The following is a 1,995-nucleotide window of genomic DNA, read 5'->3' as shown; positions in this document are numbered from 1 at the left end:
GTACCACAAACTGAAAAAATCGACTAGAAGTATTAATAAAATGTGATTATCGATTGGCACTTTATTTTACTTTATTGTTTTTGCTTTTAAAGCCTTTTGCCTAGCTCTGTATTCCCTTTGCCTTCTAGCATTATCTTCTTTATGTTCTCTGCAATATTTTACATTATAATAACGGTTTTTCTCTTTGTTCCTTACTGCCTTAAATCTTTCTTCGTAGCATTTAATTTCTTCTGATACTGGCAAAACTTCTACACCATCTTCAATAGCGTGAAATTTACCTATTAAGTGTTGATGAATATCTTCTGTGACATCTGTAAAGACAGTATTCTTTTTCGTATTCAAAGTGTATTGAAGTGGATGATTCCAAAGTTTTGGATATATTGAAATAGTATATTTATACTGTTCAATTTTGTCTATAAAAGCACAATCAAAAACTTCGTGGATAATATCATATCTTGTTTTGTCGTCTTTTATTTCTGCTACTTTATCTAAGTTCACAACCTTGTCATCTCTACTCACTTCAATCAACAGATTTTGAATAGTAGCTCTATCATTCATCCACTTATTCAGTTCTTTTCTTTCCTTGTCTATTTTATTATTGAGTTCATTAATAAAAGAATCAGCTTTCGTTATTGATAGAGTACCCTCCACATAAGCCTTATGTTCTATTACCTCCGCTCTTTCCTGCATTGCTTTAATTCGCGATTCAGAAGTTTTAATTTTACTGTCGCATATTGTTAGTTGGCAGTAATATTGTTTTCTATCTTCATCATCCTTGTGTGCTAATTTAGTTGCATAAAGCATAATAGAACTATGCCAAAGTATGCTGTCAACTAAATTTATCTGTATCCAAAATCCTTTAGTACATTCTTGACAATGATATGTATTGTTATTCTTCTTTGCAACCATTATTCCACCACAGTAAGGACACCTTAATAATCCTTTACCGAAATAATAGTTGTTATACTGTTTTTTAGGTTTGTTTGTATTACTCTTGGCTATCTCTTTACATTTATTTATCATTTCCAATGTTACTAACTGAGGATATATATTTCCTTCCGTCTTGACATTATTACGTTTATTGGTAGAAGAAGGCAAACCTGCATAAGCTAAATTGTTTAAAGTTAATGATATAAATTTTCTAGCAGTAAGCAAAGTATAACCTACTAATAGCCCTGTTTGCATTAGTTCTTTAGCTAGACTACCATAACTATATTTCCCTGTCAAATATAAAGCAAATATCGTCTTTACTATATTTGCCTGTTTCTCGTCTATTATTAGTTTCTTCGTTGTCTCATCTACCGTATATCCATATAAAATCCAGCCACCAGTATATATAGATTCTTTGCGTTTAGCATCTTTTGTACGTTTCCACCTGGCTAGTTTAGTACGCATTTCTGATTCTGCCATTTGGGAGAATAAAGTGAATACCATTTCTGCACCCTCATCTATATCTCCATTATCTTTAAATAGCCGTATAGACGGATTCTTGACTACTAACTGTATTTTATGAGTTGTGAGATAATCCAATACAGAGAAGTTTATTTTCTTTCTTCTAGCAATTCTTGATACTTCCCAACAGTACACACAATTTATATCATTATCTTCTTCAATCAATTCTTTCATTTTGTTTAATCCTGCACGCTCTTCTTCTGCCAACTTTATACCGGATTCCTTTTCACATACAGGAATTATGCACTCCGGTAAATAGCCGTCTTTGATAGCCATATTGTAAATTTCTCGTTCCTGTTCGTCGAAATCCTGTGCTTTTGTAGAAACTCTTACTAATAGTATTGCCTTCATATTCAGATTATTCTAATAATAATGATGCAAATATAACTATTTTAGTAACAGGATATATAAATTATACTATATAATTTAATGCGGAGAGTATCGGAATTTGCTACGAAGGCGGTCTGGACTGCCGGGGACGCCCGGCGGACACCCGGACGCCGGAGCAACGGGCAGCACTCCGGCTGCTGGTGCATCAGTTGC

1 protein-coding gene and 1 pseudogene are annotated in these 1,995 nt (G+C 33.4%); one reads left to right on the top strand and one right to left on the bottom strand.

Features of this window, described 5'->3' with window-relative positions; translation table 11 throughout:
- Positions 1–66: 66 nt before the first annotated feature.
- Positions 67–1,803 carry a recombinase family protein gene (locus HMPREF2794_RS01980; RefSeq protein WP_004308433.1) on the bottom strand — a complete coding sequence of 579 codons (1,737 nt, stop codon included), beginning with the start codon at positions 1,801–1,803 and terminating at the stop codon, positions 67–69.
- Between the two features lie 74 nt (positions 1,804–1,877).
- On the opposite strand from HMPREF2794_RS01980, the pseudogene HMPREF2794_RS29380 reads away from it, so the two are divergent.
- Positions 1,878–1,995 (top strand): annotated as a pseudogene (locus HMPREF2794_RS29380) (N-acetylmuramoyl-L-alanine amidase); the annotation flags it as partial.

The organism is Bacteroides sp. HMSC067B03 (assembly GCF_001811315.1).
In the GTDB taxonomy this organism is placed as follows: Bacteria; Bacteroidota; Bacteroidia; order Bacteroidales; family Bacteroidaceae; genus Bacteroides; species Bacteroides faecis.
This window is presented reverse-complemented; position numbering and strand designations above follow the sequence as displayed.

What these genes read in the sequence shown, in the direction of transcription:
- HMPREF2794_RS01980 (WP_004308433.1), bottom strand. Translation starts at nt 1,803, where the DNA reads ATGAAGGCAATACTATTAGTAAGAGTTTCTACAAAAGCACAGGATTTC.